Origin of the sequence: Pseudomonas sp. ChxA, assembly GCF_030263855.1 — a bacterium.
Classification (GTDB): domain Bacteria; phylum Pseudomonadota; class Gammaproteobacteria; order Pseudomonadales; family Pseudomonadaceae; genus Aquipseudomonas; species Aquipseudomonas fluorescens_CB.
This window is the reverse complement of the sequence record NZ_JARPMK010000001.1, coordinates 3228967-3243703: the sequence shown is the minus strand read 5'-3', so window position 1 is coordinate 3243703 and position 14737 is coordinate 3228967. Positions and strand designations below refer to the sequence as shown.

Below are 14737 nucleotides of genomic sequence, written 5' to 3'. Positions count from 1 at the left end.
ACATGGAAGCGAATCACCATGAACCAAATCTTACAAAAAACACTGATATCGGCCCTATTTATTGTTTCTGGAAGTTGCATGGCAGCCGCCAACTTGCGCACACTGGTCGACACCAGCGTTGCGCCGCTGATGCAGCAACAAGGCATTCCTGGCCTGTCGGTCGCGGTGGTAAACAAAGGCAAGGTGCAATACTTTAACTACGGTGTAGCGTCCAAGGAAACACAGCAGCCCGTTAACGAAAACACCCTGTTTGAAGTGGGCTCGGTGAGCAAGACCTTCACCGCCACCCTCGGCGGCTACGCCCAGGCCACCGGTAAACTCAAGCTCTCGGACACCGCCAGCCAGCACCTGCCTGCCCTGGCCGGTGGCGTATTCGACCACATCAGCCTGCTGCAACTGGCAACCTACACGCCCGGCGGCTTGCCATTGCAGGTTCCGGAGGCGGCCGACAACGCCCAAGCCATGCTCGGCTACTTCCAACACTGGAAACCGACTTATGCGCCGGGTGAACAACGCCTGTATTCGAACCCCAGCATTGGCTTGTTCGGCTACCTCGCGGCGCAGAGCCTGGGGCAGCCGTTTAACGTGGCCATGGAGAAAACCCTGCTGCCCAAGCTGGGCTTGAGCGATACCCATGTGAGCGTGCCCAAGGGTAAGTCCGAGCGCTATGCCCAAGGTTACGACAAGAACCAGAAGCCGGTACGTGTCACCCCCGGCGCACTCGACAGCGAAGCCTATGGCATCAAGACCAGCACCCAGGACCTCGCTCGTTATGTGATCGCGAACATGCACCCCGAGACCCTGGAAAAACCGCTGCAACAAGCGATCGCCACCACTCACGCGGGTTACTACACCGTCAATGGCATGACCCAGGGCCTGGGTTGGGAGCGCTACCCCTACCCGATCAAGCTGCAGGCCTTGCTGGATGGCAACTCGACCGAAATGGCGATGCAGCCGCACAAGGTCAATTGGCTAACGCCCGCGCAGGCACAACCGGCCAACGTGCTGTACAACAAAACCGGCTCAACCGGCGGTTTTGGTGCGTATGTGGCTTTTGTCCCGAGCAAGGACATGGGTGTGGTGATTCTGGCTAACCGCAATTACCCGAATGCCGAGCGGGTGAAGTTGGCTTATGCGATCTTGAATGCGATGGACAACTAAGGCCTGAATAAAACCAAATGTGGGAGCTGGCTTGCCTGCGATGGCGGTATATCAGCCACCGAATTGGCTGACTGAACCACCGCTATCGCAGCATAGGTGTCTAGAAAACCGCCGATTCAAACAAAGTCTGCGGTACGTCGCTTGTTGTGGCGAGCAGGCTTGTCGAATCGTCGCACCGCCTGCGTTGGGCTGCGCAGCAGCCCCAAAACCAGGCGCTGAGTTCTTCCAGAAAGAATTTCAGTGCCCTTGCTGGGGGCCGCTACGCGGCCCAACGCAGGGCAAGCCTGCTCGCCACAGGGGAACGGGGTGCCTTCAAGCGTTGCGTAGATACTTATGGCTATCGCAGGCAAGCCAGCTCCCACCTTTTTAGAGCGTGTTACATGCCCAGCCAGTGCGGCAGTGCCAGCGAGATAAACGGCAAATAAGTGACCATGATCAGGAACACCAGCAAGATCATCAGCCACGGCATGGCAGCCCGAATGGTCTGCCCCAGCGTCAGCCCCGTCACCGCCGAGGTCACGAACAGGTTCAACCCCACCGGCGGGTGCACCAGGCCGATTTCCATATTGACCACCATCACAATGCCCAGGTGAATCGGGTCGATGCCCAGCTTCATCGCAATCGGGAAGAAGATCGGCGCCAGGATCAGCACGATGGCCGACGGCTCCATAAAGCTGCCCGCTACCAGCAACACCACGTTGACCATGATCAAAAAGCCAATAGGGGTGAGGCCTTCGGAGATCACCCAGGCGGTGATTTCCTGCGGGATCTGCTCGGTGGTCAACACATGGGCAAAGAGCATGGCGTTGGCGATGATAAACATCAGCATGATCGCCAGGCGCCCGGATTCCAGCAGCACCTTGGGGCAGTCGCGCAATTTCATGTCCTTGTAGACAAACAGCGCGACGAACGCCGAGTACACTGCCGCCACGGCCGCCGCTTCGGTCGGCGTGAACATGCCGCTGTAGATACCGCCGAGGATGATCACCAGCAACAGCAAGCCCCAGAAGGCGCGACGCGCACAGCTCAACCACTCACGGAACGTCGCGCGTGGCTGCGCCGGGAGCTTTTTGATGCGCGCAACGATGTAGATCGCGACCATCAGCATCAAGCCCAACAGCAACCCCGGAATGACCCCGGCCATAAACAGCTTGCCGACCGAGGTTTCGGTGGCTGCCGAGTACACCACCATCACGATTGACGGCGGAATCAGGATGCCCAGCGTGCCGGCATTACAGATGATCCCCGCACCGAACTCCTTCGGATAACCGGAACGCACCATCCCCGCCACGGCAATCGAGCCCACTGCCGCCACCGTCGCAGGGGACGAGCCGGACAGCGCCGCGAACAGCATGCACGCCAGCACTGCGGCAATCGCCAGGCCGCCGCGGATATGCCCGACACAGGCGTTGGCAAAGTCGATCAGCCGCTGTGCCACGCCGCCAGTGGTCATGAACGCACCGGAAAGCAGGAAGAATGGAATCGCCAGGAAGGTGTAGGCGTCGGAGGTTTCGAACAGCTTGATGGCCAGCGAACTCACCGAGTCCTGGCTGAACATCAGAATCGACACCGCGCCGGACAGCCCCAGGGAAATCGCGATCGGCACGCCGAGAAACATAAACACGAACAACAGCAAAAATAGACAGAGCACGGCCATCAGTGACGCTCCTCATGGCTGCCGGCCAACTTGCTGGCCTCTCCGGCCTCGTCGGCCAGCCCCAACCCGACCTGACGGTGGGTAAAGATGCGATAGAAAATTTCCAGGTAGCGGATAAACACCAGGGCAAAACCGATGGGCACGATGATCACGATATCGCCCACGTCCACGCCGTATTGGTCGAGGTCTTCGGCGCCGATATGCGCGCTCATCACTGCACTCACCCACTTGTAGCTGGCGACCATGAACAGCCCGGCGTAGGCCAGGCAGCACAGGCACGCGAGCATGCCGAGCAGGCGTTGCACCGGGCGTTTGGTCAGCTTGACCAGTGCGTCCACGCCGAGGTGGCCGGCGGTGCGCACGCCGTAGGAGATGCCGAAGAAAATCAGCCAGCCGAACATGGCCTTGGTCAGCGCCACGCTCCAGGTCATGTCCTGGGCCCAGGTCATGGTGTGGTCGCCCAGGGCACCGAAAAAGCTGCTGCTCCATGCCCACTTGTCAGACAGAGCAAAAAACAGCGTGTAGATGTTGTTGAGCATGACGTAGACGAATGTCACCAGGGTCATGGCGGCCAGCAGGAGGGCAATGAAACCTTCCTCCAGGTGCTCCCAGACGCGCCTTAGCGTTTGCATGGCAAAACCTCGCGAAGCAGGAATAGGGGTCGGATTGAAAACCGGATCAAGAGGTGGGGCCCGCCTGTTGTGGCGAGGGAGCTTGGCGAGTCGTCGCACCGTCCCGTTCGACAGCGCAGCGGGAGCCGGCTTTTTTGGGGGCGCTTCGCACCCCAGCGGGAGCAAGCTCCCTCGCCACAAACGCCCGCCCCCACATTGGATCTCGGTACAACCCGCGATTACTGGTTGGAGGCGTCCGCCGCCTTGATCAGGTCAGCGCCGATCTCACCCTCGAACTTCTGCCACACCGGGCGCATGGCTTCGCGCCACAGCTGGCGTTGCTCCGGGGTCAGTTCGATGATTTCGCTGGTCTTGGCGTCGATGATCTTTTGCTTGGCCGACTGGTTCAGCGCTTCGGCCTGCTTGTTCACCTCGACGGTGACTTCGACCATGATCTGGTCCAGGGTGGTGCGCACATCCGGCGGCAGGCCGTTCCAGAACTTGGCGTTGGTGATCACCATGTAGTCGATCAGGCCATGGTTGGACTCGGTGAAGTACTTTTGCACCTCGTTGACCTTCTGGCTCTCATAGTTCGACCAAGTGTTCTCGGTGCCATTCACGGTGCCGGTCTGCAGACCTTGGTACACCTCGGCAAAGCTCATTTTGCGCGGGTTGGCGCGGATCGCCTTGAACTGTTCTTCGAGTACGCTGGAGGCCTGCACACGGAACTTCAGGCCACGGGCATCCTTGGGTTCATGCAGGGCTTTGTTCGATGAGAGTTGCTTGAGGCCGTTGTGCCAATAGGCCAGGCCGAGGATGTTCTTGTCCTGCATCGAGGTCAGCAATGCCTTGCCCTGAGCGGCCTGGAAACGGTCGACGGCGGCCAGGTCATTGAACAGGAACGGCAGGTCGTAAATTTGCACTTGCTTGGTGTATTGCTCGAATTTGGCCAGGGAAGGCGCCAGCATCTGCACGTCGCCCAACAACAGCGCTTCCATCTCTTTACCATCGCCGAACAACGAGGAGTTGGGGTACACCTCGACTTTGACTCGGCCCGGCAAGCGCTCTTCAGCGAGCTTTTTGAACAGCAGCGCGCCCTGGCCCTTGGGGGTATTTTCAGCGACCACGTGGGCGAACTTGATCACGATCGGGTCGGCCGCCTGGGCCAGGCCCGCGGCAAACACAGTGGCGGCGCACAGCAGCGCCCGAGAAAGCTTGAGCATGGGAATCACCTTCTTATTGTTGTGTTGTAGGGCAAGGTGCCTGATGTGGTGCGTGTAGTGAATTTCGAATTTTAGATACCTGCGTTCGGCCAGGCCGAACGCCATACTTCAGAACAATGAAGATCCAGTGTGGGAGCTGGCTTGCCTGCGATGGCGGAGTGTCAGGCAGTCAATTCATGGGCGGGTCCACCGCTATCGCAGGCAAGCTAGCTCCCACATTTTGCTCACGGTTGTGTCAGTCAGAGCTGGGCAGCCAGCAACCTTTGCGCACGCAACAACACTGGCGCATCCACCATCTGCCCATCAATCTGATAAGCCCCGGCACCATGAGCACCCGCCTCCACTACGCGCTTGGCCCAGGCCAGGTCTTCAGCACTCGGCGCCAGTGCTTGGTGAATCACCGCCACCTGCTTGGGATGGATACACAGCGCCCCGGCAAAGCCCATTTCATAGGCGTGCCGGATCGAGCGGCGCAGGCCTTCGGGGTCGTCGATGGCCGGGTGCACGCCGTCCAGTGGCGCCACCAAACCAGCAGCGCGCGAGTGCACAATCAGCACCAGGCGTGCCTGATCCAACGCAAACTGCGCAGCCGCAGAACCGCTGCTCAAGTTCAAGTCCAGTGCCAGGTCCAGGCCGCCGAACGACAGGCGCTGCACCTGCGGCGCGCGGGCGATTTCAGCCACAGCCAACAGCCCCTTGGCACTCTCGATGATCGGCCAGATTACTTTGCCGGTGGCAGCAACTACGGCAACTTGGGCCGCGCTTTCGACCTTTGGCAGTAACACACCTGCGACGGTTGAATGGGTTTTGCAAAACGCTACATCCTCGAAATGCTCGGCATGCTCCGGTGCGTTAATGCGCACCCAGACCTGGGCTTGGGGATTAGCGGTCAAAAAAACCCCGAGGTTATCCCGCGCCTGGCGCTTGAGGGGTTCTTCAACCGCGTCTTCAAAATCCACTATCACTGCGTCGGCGCCACTGGCCAGCGCTTTGGAAAACCGCTCCGGGCGACTGCCGGGCACAAACAGGGCCGAGCGAACTAAAGGCTTTGCCATCACTTGAATTCCTTATTAAATAACGCCGCGTGTGCGCAGGCCGTCTACAGCTTCCGGCGTAAACCCAAGCTGACCGAGAATACCCTGGCTGTGCTGGCCCAATGCGGGAACGGCGTCCATGCGCGGGGTAAACGCAGCATTACGCGCCGGTGGTAACAGTGACGGCAGCGGCCCGGCAGGGCTCTGGACTTCACGCCAGCTGTCACGCGCCTTGAGTTGCGGGTGGTCCCACACACCTTGCATGTCGTTGACCCTGGCACTGGCGATCTGCGCGTCTTCCAGGCGTTGGATCACGGCTTGCGCGTCCAACTGCGCAAAGCTGTCAACGATGATCTGGCGCAGCGCCTCACGGTTGGCCGAACGCTTGAAGTTGGCCGAGAAACGCTCATCGGTAGCCAGCTCAGGGGTGAGCAGCACCTTGTCGCAGAACGCCGCCCATTCGCGTTCGTTCTGCAAGCCAAGCATCACCGTGCCGCCGTCGCCGGTGGGAAACGGCCCATACGGGTAGATCGTCGAATGCGCCGCCCCGGCCCGTGGTGGCTGGGGCGCGCCGTCGAAGGCGTAATACATCGGGTAGCCCATCCACTCCACCAGGCTTTCGAGCATGCTTACGTCGATGCGGCTGCCCTGCCCCGTTTTGCCGCGCAGCAGCAGAGCCGAAAGGATGCCGCTGTAGGCGTACATGCCGGCGGAAATATCGGCGATCGAACAACCGGCCTTGGCCATCTGGTCATCACCTGGGCCACCGGTCACTGATAAAAAGCCGCCCTCGCTTTGGATCAGCAGGTCATAGGCTTTCTTTTTCTCGTAAGGCCCGCCTTCGCCATAGCCGGAAATATCGCAGACGATCAGCCGTGGAAAACGCTCATGCAGTGCCTCAAACGACAGGCCCATGCGCGCCGCCGCGCCGGGTGCGAGGTTCTGCACCAGTACGTCGGCATCCGCCAGCAGGCGTTGGAGGATGTCGCCGGCCTCGTCCTGCTTGAGGTCCAGGGTCAGGCTTTCCTTGGAGCGATTGGTCCACACAAAGTGCGAGGCCAGGCCGCGCACGCGCTCGTCATAGCCACGAGCAAAGTCACCGGCGCCAGGGCGTTCGATCTTGATTACACGGGCGCCGAGGTCCGCCAACTGGCGGGTGCAGAATGGCGCGGCAATCGCGTGCTCCAGGCTGATCACGGTGATACCGTCCAGCGGTCGTTGATTAGTCATGACGCCTCCTCAAGCCAGTCAGCCATGGACGCTGCATCGCGCAGGTTCCAGACCTTTTCGATCAGTGCATTGGCCTGCGCGGGTGTGCGCGCGCCGCTGAATTGGGTGAGGCGCTGGAATTTGTCCGCCAGCTCCACCCGGCTCAGGGTGTTGCCGGGGTCGCCCTTGGGTTCGTCGATGGCGCCCTGCAGCGTGCGGCCATCGAGCGTGGTGACGGTGACGCGGCCCAGCCAGCGCTGCGGGTAGGCGCCGTCGACGTGCGCATCCAGGGTCATGCTGACCTTGTCGCGAAAGGCCGAGACGGCGGGGTCGGTCAACGCCAGCGCGTGAAACTCGGTGAGCCCGGCCTTGCCATGCACGGCGATCAGGCCGAGCACGGTGCCCATGGAGAATTTGGCCTGGTGCACAGTCGCCGGCGTGGTCACGCGGCCGAGCACGTCAATGGCACCTTGATGGACACGCGTTTGAACCGTGGCGATATCGGCAGCGCACAGCCCTTCGCGCTGCATCAGATCCAACAGCGCATCGGCGGCCGGATGGGTGTGACGGCAAGAGGCGTGGAACTTGAACGAGGTCTCCAGCAGCGCCCAACGGCTGCCAAGGTCGGCCGATAACTTGCAAGGCTCAGCGTCGCTGGACATGCCCGCCGCCAGGCCCTGGTCGCCTTCCAGAATATTGCGTGCGCCGGTCAGCCCGTCCGCCGTCAGATACGCCGCGAGCAAGCCATCCGCCGCCGCCTTGGCGGTGTGCAGTTGCTTGGAGTCGGCGGCATCGCGCAAAAACTCCCATAGCCCGGCGGCCTGGGTGCCGGCGCTGCCGAGCAGGTTAATGAATTGTTCCTGGTTAAAGTCCAGCAGTTTGCCCACAGCCACCGCCGCCGCCAGGGTGCCGACGGTGGCTGTGGTGTGGAAAATGCGGTAGTGGGAACGGCCCATGAATTCGCCGATGCGAATCCCGGCTTCATAGCCCGCCACCGAGGCCAGCAGCATTTGGCGGCCGGATTTGCCCAGATCCTGGGCGGCAGCCAGCGCGGCCGGAAACACCACGGTCGCCGGGTGCAGCACCGAGCTGTTGTGCAGGTCATCCTGCTCCACCAGGTGTGAGGATGCGGCATTCACCAGCGCCGCAAAATACGCGCTGGTGCGGCTGCTATTGACGATCACTTGGGCGGGGCCGCTGTTGGGGCCCATCTTTTGCGCATAACGTTCGAACAAGGGAATCGGGTGCGCGCCCTTGCTTGCCAGCGCCGAGGCCAACCAATCCAGATACAGGTCTTCGGTGCGTGCCAGCACCTTTTCCGGCAATTGTTCGTAGTTCAGGTCCGCAAGGAACCGGCACAGCGTTTGGGTATGGCTCATGCTCAGGCCCTCAGAAACTGCGTGGCAGTTCGAGCAGGTGCTCGGCCACGTAGGACAGGATCAGGTTGGTGGAGATCGGCGCAACCTGGTACAGGCGGGTTTCGCGGAATTTGCGCTCCACGTCATACTCGCAGGCAAAACCAAAGCCGCCGTGGGTTTGCAGGCAGGCGTTGGCCGCTTCCCAGGACGCTTTGGCGGCCAGGTACTTGGCCATGTTGGCGCTGGCCCCGGCATTCTTGCCGCTGTCGTATTCCTCACAGGCACGCCAGCGCATCAGGTCCGCCGCTTCGATTTCGATGTGCGCCTCGGCAATCGGGAACTGCACACCCTGGTTCTGCCCGATCGGGCGGCCAAACACCACGCGGTCGCGAGCGTAGGCACTGGCCTTTTCGATAAACCAACGACCGTCGCCGATGCACTCGGCGGCGATCAGGGTGCGTTCGGCGTTGAGGCCGTCGAGGATGTATTTAAAGCCTTTGCCCTCCTCGCCGATCAGGCTGTCGAGGGGCAGCTCCAGGTTGTCGAAAAACAGTTCGTTGGTTTCGTGGTTGACCATGTTGGCAATGGGCTGCACGGTCAGGCCGTTGCCGATGGCTTCGCGCAGGTCGACCAGGAAGATCGACATGCCTTCGGATTTTTTCTTCACTTCGGCCAACGGTGTGGTACGCGCCAACAAAATCATCAGGTCGGAATGCTGGACGCGTGAGATCCAGACCTTCTGGCCATTGATCACGTACTTGTCACCACGCTTGATCGCGGTGGTCTTGATTTTGGTGGTGTCGGTGCCGGTGGTTGGCTCGGTGACGCCCATCGATTGCAGGCGCAATTCGCCGCTGGCGAGCTTGGGCAGGTAGAAGCTTTTTTGCGCTTCGCTGCCATGGCGCAGCAAGGTGAACATGTTGTACATCTGGCCATGCACGGTGCCGGAGTTGCCGCCGCAACGGTTGACTTCTTCGAGGATCACCGAGGCTTCGGCCAGGCCCAGGCCAGAGCCGCCGTATTCTTCCGGGATCATCGCCGACAGCCAGCCGGCGTCGGTCAGGGCTTTGACGAAGGCTTCGGGGAAGCCCTTTTGTTCGTCGATCCTGCGCCAGTAGGCGGCATCGAACTCGGCGCACAGGGCACGTACGCCTTCGCGGATGGCATTGAGTTCTTCGTTGTCATTGGGGTTCATTAACGGCTCTCCGCCTGTTGTTCTTGGATTATTCGAAGTGGATTTGAGCGGTCTGCGCCAGGCCGCCGGCATTGCCGGCCCACAGCTGCGCCACACCGGTTTCGGTCACACGCCCACCGACCACAAATGGCTGCGGTGCAATCAGCGGCCGCAGGCCGCGATAAGCGAAATGGCGCAGGATTGCGTCGGGATGGGCGCGGCAAAACGCGCGCAGGCTCAAGGTCGCGATCAGCGGGCCGTGCACCACCAGGCCTGAATAGCCTTCGGTGTCGGTGACATAGGGGTAGTCGTAATGGATGCGATGACCGTTGAACGTCACGGCGCTGTAGCGAAACAGCAGGGTTGGTGTGGGGCTGATCGATGCCTGCCATTCGCCTTCGGGCAAGGCGTCACCGCTGCCTGGTTTGGGTGGCGTGGGTTCGCGGTAAACGATGTCCTGTTCTTCGCGGATCGCCAGGCGGCCATCCTGGGAATAATCGTGGCGCACGGTGACAAACAACAGCGAGCCGGTTCGCCCGGTCTTTTCTTCGACCTGGGTGATGGTCGACACGCGGGTCGCCGCCTCACCAGCGCGTAAGCCGTGCAGGAACTCGATGCGCCCACCGGCCCACATGCGATTGCGGTTGTCGGCCGGCGGCAGGAAACCGCCACGGGCCGGGTGGCCGTCGGTGCCCAAGGCCGATTCCGGCAATGGGTCCTGAAAAAAGCACCACTGCCACAGCGGCGGCAAATCGGCACCCTGTTCCGGTACTGCCTCGCCGAAGGTGGCGGCAATGCGTTTGAGCAGGTTATGGCTCAGGTGGTCGTGGGCGGTCTCGCTTCGGCCGATCCAGTCAGTGGCGCTCATCGGGTGCAGGTCCTCGGGCAGTGAGTGTCTGCCCCGGATCATGCAAGCGCCTGCCCGTTCTGAGAATTTGCATTTCAATAAACCAGCGTTCGGTTATGCTGAACGCCAACTTCGAGTCCGCCCTCATATCCTGTGGGAGCTGGCTTGTTGTGGCGAGGGAGCTTGCTCCCGTTGACTGCGCAGCAGTCTCCGGCTTTTTGGGGGCGCTTCGCACCCCAGCGCAAGCAAGCTTGCTCGCCACAACAAGCCAGCTCCCACACTTGTACCTCACCGTTGCCAAAATAGGGGTTTGCATGCATTTCGATCTCGCCGACCTGCGCCTGTTTATCCACATCGCCGAATCCCCCAGCCTCACCCAGGGCGCCAAGCGTGCGTTCCTCTCGCCGGCCGCCGCCAGTGCGCGGATCAAGGCGTTGGAAGGCCAGTTGGACACGCGCCTGCTGTACCGCGACAGCCGTGGCGTGGAGATCACCCCGGCGGGCGAACGGCTACTGCACCATGCGCGGCTGATCATGCGCCAGGTGGACTACCTCAAAAGCGAATTCACCCAATACGGCGTGGATTCGGCCGGGCATATCCGCATCTTCGCCAACACCACGGCGGTCACCGAGTTTCTGCCGGAGGTGCTGGCAGGCTTCCTGTCCCAGCGCCCGGGCGTGACCGTCGACCTGCAAGAGCGTTTATCCCGCGACATCGTGCGTGGCGTGCTTGATGGCACCAGCGACATGGGCATCATTGCCGGGCCGGTTGAGGCGGCGGGTTTGCAGGTGTTGCACTTCAGCACCGATGAATTGGTGCTGATGGTGCCCGTCGGCCACCCGTTGGCCGACCAGCCTTCAGTGACGCTGGAACAAACCCTGGCCTACCAGCACATTGGCCTGCACGAAGGCAGCACGCTATTGAGTTTTTTGCGTGAACACGTCGATCGCCTGGGCAAGCATTTATCGCTGCGCATTCAGGTGTCGAGCTTCGAGGCGATCTGCCGGATGGTCGAGGCTGGCGTAGGCATTGGTATCATTCCCGAGTCGGCCGCCGTGCGGCACAGCCGGACCATGCAGTTGGTGACGGTGAAGCTTGATGAGCCGTGGGCGATTCGCGAGCGCAGTATTCTCGTCAGGGAATTGGAAGCACTGCCGGGCACCATTCGGGCGTTGATCGCCACCTTGATGCCGCAAAGCGCCTAAGCTCAACAGTCACCTTGCCAGAGGAGACGGTTATGCAACTCGAAGGATCCTGCCATTGCGGCGCCGTAACATTCAGCCTGAACAGCCAGCATCCCTACCCGTACCAGCGCTGCTACTGTTCGATCTGCCGCAAGACCCAAGGCGGCGGTGGTTATGCGATCAACCTTGCCGGCGATACGCAAAGCCTGAAGGTGCAGGGGCGCAAGCACATCTCGATTTACCACGCCCGCCTCAAGCCCGAGGGCGCCAGCCGTGCGCATGCGAGCACTGCCGAACGGCATTTTTGCTCGCAGTGCGCCAGCGCCTTGTGGCTGTTCAGCCCCGAATGGCCGGAGCTGATCCACCCGTTTGCCTCGGCCATCGACACGCCGTTGCCGGTGCCGCCTGAGCACACGCACCTGATGCTCGGCTCGAAGGCGCCGTGGGTGGAAGTCAGCGTGCGCAAGGGCGATTTGCAGTTCGACGAATACCCCGAAGAATCCATCGCCCAGTGGCATGAACGTTTGGGGCTGACGCGTTAACACTCTTTGACAGTTTCTCGACAAAGCTCTCAAAGATTGTTGGCTCGCACCGCCCTAGCATTCGAGCATCCAAACCACCATTCGGGTGCTCTTCATGTTTCGCACATTGCGCGGTATTCCGTTATGGGGTTGCCTGCTCGGCACGCTTGGCTGCCACGTGCAGCCGCCTGCCCCGCCGGCGATCCCCAAGGGCGATTACGGCGCGATCATCCGTTACCTGCAAGCACGCATTCCCAAGGACCTGGCCCGCGAGAATGTGCCCGGTTTGTCGATTGCGCTGGTCAATGGCCAGGAGCTGATCTGGGCGCGCGGCTTTGGCCTGGCCGACAAGGCCCAGGGGGTGCCGGTGACCGCCAACACGGCGTTTCGCGCCGGCGGCATTTCCAAACTACTGACGGCCACAGCGGCGCTGCAATTGGTCGAGCAGCAACGCCTGGCTCTCGACGCGCCCATCCAGCAGGCCCTGCGCGAGTTCTACGTGCGTTCGCGCTTTCACACTGACCAGGCCGCCGCCGACCGCGACATCACCCTGCGCCGCTTGCTCAGTCATCAATCCGGTTTGCCCAGCGAACATTTGCGCGACGTGCGCAGCACCTATGCCATGGGCCAAATGCCGATGCGCGTGTCGGGCGTGTGGCTGAGCAGCCCGCCGGGCTCTCAGGTGGCCTATTCCAACCTCGGTTATTCGCTGGTCGGCGCGGCCATCGAGCGCAGCAGCGGCAAAAGTTTTGAAGCACAACTGCAAAGTCGCCTGCTCAGGCCACTGGAGATGAACCAGTCGAGTTTTGTCGGCACCGGCACGCAGTTGAGCTTTCGCGCCCTCGGGTACGAAGACGGCGTGGCAAGTACCGATGCACAGGTGCGTGACCTGGCTGCCGGCGGTTTGTGGGCCAGCCCCAAAGACCTCAGCCACTACGTGCAGATGCTGTTTGCACATGGCCTCTATAAAGGCACCCGTGTGCTTGAGAGCCCGTCGATTGATCAGATGTTCACCCAGCAAAACACCGGCAATGCCCTGGACTTCGATTGCCAGATGGGCCTGGGCTGGTTTTTGGCACCCTGCGGCGATGAACCCGTCGCCCCCGGCGTGCGCACCTACCAGCACAGTGGCGGCGGAGATGATTTTGCCGCGCAGTTGAGCGTGCTGCCAGACCAGCAACTGGCGGTGATCATCATGGCCAATGACAGCAACGCCGAAGAGCTGGTCGCGCGCCTGGCCACCGAGACCCTGCGCCTGATGCTCCAGGCGCAAACCGGCCAGGCCGTGTGCGCCGACGACTGCCCGGCGCCCAGCCATGGGCTCAAGTTGCGCCAGGTGCCGGCCGCTGTCGACCGCAAGCGCCTGGCCGGGTTTTATGCCACGGCCTGGGGCGTGTTCCGGGTCAAGGATGAGGGCGATCGGCTGTCCGGTGAACTGGCCGGGTTTGACTTCGAATTGTTGCGCGACGAGCACGGCTGGCTGCGCGCGCAGAAAAAAGTCTTCGGCCTCTGGTTCAAAGACCTCGGTGATTTGGGCCGCGTACAGCTGGATGTGGTCACGGTGCAGGGCCGCCAAGTGCTCACGGCCCGCAGCCACGGGCAACGCCTGGCCATCGGTGAACGCATCGACCCGCCGCCGCTGCCGCTGGCCTGGGCCGCCACCATCGGCACCTACCAAGTGCTCAACACCCACGAACCCGACGCGCCGTTGAGCGGCATCAGCGTGCGCCTGGAGGAAGGCTTCCTGGTGATTCGCGGCCAACTGCACAACGAGCCGCTTACCGACTACATCCTGCTTCCAATCGACAACGCCCATGCGGTGCTGGCCGGCAACGGCTATGGCCTGGGCGATACCGTCAGCCGCCAGGTCAACGGCCTCAGCGCTTCGGGTTACTCCTTCAAACGCACGCAATCGCCCAACAACCTGTTGAATTTTTAACAAGGACGAACATCCAGATGCGCTCAAAAAACCTCTGTCTGTCATTCACCTCGCTGTGCCTGCTCGCGGCTGCAGACACTGCGATTGCCGAAGACTGGCAATACAGCCTCAGGGCCGGCGTGGGCAACCTGCCGCGCTACAGCGGCAGCGACGAACGCATGACCGCGCCACTGCTGGGCGGCAAAGTCGTGAGCCCGTGGGGGATTTTCCTCGACACCGACAAGGGCCTGGGCTGGGGTTACGAAGGCAATGCCCTGAGCTTCAGCGCGTATGTCGGCGCAAGCGCGGCGCGCAAGGACAAAAACGAAAGCCTGCATGCTGGCTCCAAACGCCTCAAAGGCATGGGCGAAATCAAGGCCCGCCCGCAATTGGGCGTCAGCGCCAGCTATAACCTGGGCGGTGTGATTGTTGGCGCGACCCTGGAACATGCACTCAAGGAGAACGACCGCAAAGACACCGGCAAGGCCTACACCCACCTCGAACTGAGCCTGGGCACCAACCTGTACGAAGGCCGCTACGGCTCGGTGGATGCCAGCCTCAGCAGCCACTTTGGCGACCGTAACTACCTGCAGACCTGGTATGGCGTGACTACCGGCCAGGCCGCGCAAAGCCGCTTCAAGGCCTACAAGGCCGGTGCGGGCAACATCAGCAATGGCATGAACCTGGTGTGGAGCCTGCCGATCAGCGAGCACACCCAGTTCTCGACCTTGCTGGATGTGCAGTACCTGGCGGATGAAGCGGGCAAGAGCCCGATCGTGGAGCGACGGTTGCAGACGTCGGTGATGGGGGTTTTGGAATATACGTTCTGATCGGCTAGCC

Annotated in this window: 13 protein-coding genes; 5 read left to right on the top strand and 8 right to left on the bottom strand. The window is 61.6% G+C overall.

All coding sequences use genetic code 11. The annotated features are described in order from the left end of the window. Positions 1-18 precede the first annotated feature (18 nt). Positions 19-1161 (top strand): class C beta-lactamase, encoded by a 1143-nt coding sequence (ampC, locus tag P5706_RS14380; protein ID WP_285679635.1) that lies wholly within the window; start codon positions 19-21, stop codon positions 1159-1161. A 376-nt stretch (positions 1162-1537) separates the two neighbouring features. On the opposite strand, the gene dctM is transcribed toward ampC, so the two are convergent. The 8 genes from dctM to P5706_RS14340 form a co-directional block, all read right to left on the bottom strand. Then, positions 1538-2818: a C4-dicarboxylate TRAP transporter large permease protein DctM gene (gene dctM / locus P5706_RS14375; RefSeq protein WP_285679633.1), complete on the bottom strand. Its 1281-nt coding sequence runs from the start codon at positions 2816-2818 to the stop codon at positions 1538-1540. Continuing rightward, positions 2818-3450, bottom strand: a complete 633-nt coding sequence (locus tag P5706_RS14370) for a TRAP transporter small permease (RefSeq protein ID WP_285679632.1) — start codon at positions 3448-3450, stop codon at positions 2818-2820. The genes dctM and P5706_RS14370 overlap by 1 nt, the downstream gene beginning before the upstream one ends. Before the next feature lie 218 nt (positions 3451-3668). Further along, positions 3669-4652 (bottom strand): TRAP transporter substrate-binding protein, encoded by a 984-nt coding sequence (locus tag P5706_RS14365; RefSeq protein WP_285679631.1) that lies wholly within the window; start codon positions 4650-4652, stop codon positions 3669-3671. Between the two features lie 239 nt (positions 4653-4891). Further along, positions 4892-5707, bottom strand: coding sequence for an HpcH/HpaI aldolase/citrate lyase family protein (locus tag P5706_RS14360; protein WP_285679630.1), 816 nt, complete (start codon positions 5705-5707; stop codon positions 4892-4894). A gap of 15 nt (positions 5708-5722) precedes the next feature. Next, positions 5723-6916 (bottom strand): CaiB/BaiF CoA transferase family protein, encoded by a 1194-nt coding sequence (locus P5706_RS14355; protein ID WP_285679629.1) that lies wholly within the window; start codon positions 6914-6916, stop codon positions 5723-5725. Continuing rightward, positions 6913-8274 carry an MmgE/PrpD family protein gene (locus tag P5706_RS14350; protein ID WP_285679628.1) on the bottom strand — a complete coding sequence of 454 codons (1362 nt, stop codon included), beginning with the start codon at positions 8272-8274 and terminating at the stop codon, positions 6913-6915. The genes P5706_RS14355 and P5706_RS14350 overlap by 4 nt, the downstream gene beginning before the upstream one ends. A gap of 10 nt (positions 8275-8284) precedes the next feature. Then, positions 8285-9448: an acyl-CoA dehydrogenase family protein gene (locus P5706_RS14345; RefSeq protein ID WP_285679627.1), complete on the bottom strand. Its 1164-nt coding sequence runs from the start codon at positions 9446-9448 to the stop codon at positions 8285-8287. 28 nt (positions 9449-9476) lie between these two features. After that, complete coding sequence (locus P5706_RS14340) at positions 9477-10295, bottom strand: HTD2 family dehydratase (protein ID WP_285679626.1); 819 nt, start codon at positions 10293-10295, stop codon at positions 9477-9479. Positions 10296-10588: 293 nt separating this feature from the next. Between P5706_RS14340 and P5706_RS14335 the strand changes: the two genes are divergently transcribed. From P5706_RS14335 to P5706_RS14320, 4 genes are all read left to right on the top strand, one after another. After that, positions 10589-11479: a LysR family transcriptional regulator gene (locus P5706_RS14335; protein ID WP_058421372.1), complete on the top strand. Its 891-nt coding sequence runs from the start codon at positions 10589-10591 to the stop codon at positions 11477-11479. 32 nt (positions 11480-11511) lie between these two features. Then, positions 11512-12000, top strand: coding sequence for a GFA family protein (locus P5706_RS14330; RefSeq protein WP_285679625.1), 489 nt, complete (start codon positions 11512-11514; stop codon positions 11998-12000). 94 nt (positions 12001-12094) lie between these two features. Beyond that, entirely contained in the window at positions 12095-13918 is a 1824-nt protein-coding gene (locus tag P5706_RS14325; RefSeq protein WP_285679624.1) for a serine hydrolase domain-containing protein, read from the top strand. Between the two features lie 17 nt (positions 13919-13935). Next, positions 13936-14727, top strand: coding sequence for a MipA/OmpV family protein (locus P5706_RS14320; protein ID WP_285679623.1), 792 nt, complete (start codon positions 13936-13938; stop codon positions 14725-14727). Positions 14728-14737: the final 10 nt, after the last annotated feature.

What these genes read in the sequence shown, in the direction of transcription:
- ampC (WP_285679635.1), top strand. Translation starts at nt 19, where the DNA reads ATGAACCAAATCTTACAAAAAACACTGATATCGGCCCTATTTATTGTT.
- dctM (WP_285679633.1), bottom strand. Translation starts at nt 2,818, where the DNA reads ATGGCCGTGCTCTGTCTATTTTTGCTGTTGTTCGTGTTTATGTTTCTC.
- P5706_RS14370 (WP_285679632.1), bottom strand. Translation starts at nt 3,450, where the DNA reads ATGCAAACGCTAAGGCGCGTCTGGGAGCACCTGGAGGAAGGTTTCATT.
- P5706_RS14365 (WP_285679631.1), bottom strand. Translation starts at nt 4,652, where the DNA reads ATGCTCAAGCTTTCTCGGGCGCTGCTGTGCGCCGCCACTGTGTTTGCC.
- P5706_RS14360 (WP_285679630.1), bottom strand. Translation starts at nt 5,707, where the DNA reads ATGGCAAAGCCTTTAGTTCGCTCGGCCCTGTTTGTGCCCGGCAGTCGC.
- P5706_RS14355 (WP_285679629.1), bottom strand. Translation starts at nt 6,916, where the DNA reads ATGACTAATCAACGACCGCTGGACGGTATCACCGTGATCAGCCTGGAG.
- P5706_RS14350 (WP_285679628.1), bottom strand. Translation starts at nt 8,274, where the DNA reads ATGAGCCATACCCAAACGCTGTGCCGGTTCCTTGCGGACCTGAACTAC.
- P5706_RS14345 (WP_285679627.1), bottom strand. Translation starts at nt 9,448, where the DNA reads ATGAACCCCAATGACAACGAAGAACTCAATGCCATCCGCGAAGGCGTA.
- P5706_RS14340 (WP_285679626.1), bottom strand. Translation starts at nt 10,295, where the DNA reads ATGAGCGCCACTGACTGGATCGGCCGAAGCGAGACCGCCCACGACCAC.
- P5706_RS14335 (WP_058421372.1), top strand. Translation starts at nt 10,589, where the DNA reads ATGCATTTCGATCTCGCCGACCTGCGCCTGTTTATCCACATCGCCGAA.
- P5706_RS14330 (WP_285679625.1), top strand. Translation starts at nt 11,512, where the DNA reads ATGCAACTCGAAGGATCCTGCCATTGCGGCGCCGTAACATTCAGCCTG.
- P5706_RS14325 (WP_285679624.1), top strand. Translation starts at nt 12,095, where the DNA reads ATGTTTCGCACATTGCGCGGTATTCCGTTATGGGGTTGCCTGCTCGGC.
- P5706_RS14320 (WP_285679623.1), top strand. Translation starts at nt 13,936, where the DNA reads ATGCGCTCAAAAAACCTCTGTCTGTCATTCACCTCGCTGTGCCTGCTC.